Raw genomic sequence first — 521 nt, forward strand, 5'->3', positions numbered from 1 at the left:
AATATCTTTAGGTAAGGAGGTGATCCAACCGCAGGTTCCCCTACGGTTACCTTGTTACGACTTCACCCCAGTCATGAATCACAAAGTGGTAAGCGCCCTCCCGAAGGTTAAGCTACCTACTTCTTTTGCAACCCACTCCCATGGTGTGACGGGCGGTGTGTACAAGGCCCGGGAACGTATTCACCGTAGCATTCTGATCTACGATTACTAGCGATTCCGACTTCATGGAGTCGAGTTGCAGACTCCAATCCGGACTACGACATACTTTATGAGGTCCGCTTGCTCTCGCGAGGTCGCTTCTCTTTGTATATGCCATTGTAGCACGTGTGTAGCCCTACTCGTAAGGGCCATGATGACTTGACGTCATCCCCACCTTCCTCCAGTTTATCACTGGCAGTCTCCTTTGAGTTCCCGGCCGAACCGCTGGCAACAAAGGATAAGGGTTGCGCTCGTTGCGGGACTTAACCCAACATTTCACAACACGAGCTGACGACAGCCATGCAGCACCTGTCTCAGAGTTC

The 521-nt window shown here is 51.8% G+C and carries 1 rRNA gene; it reads right to left on the reverse strand.

Annotated features, from left to right (window positions below):
- Positions 1 to 12 precede the first annotated feature (12 nt).
- Positions 13 to 521 (reverse strand): 16S ribosomal RNA (locus ACJ8QI_RS25500); the annotation flags it as partial.

Source organism: Serratia sp. CY84636 (assembly GCF_052166245.1).
GTDB lineage: Bacteria > Pseudomonadota > Gammaproteobacteria > Enterobacterales > Enterobacteriaceae > Serratia > Serratia nevei.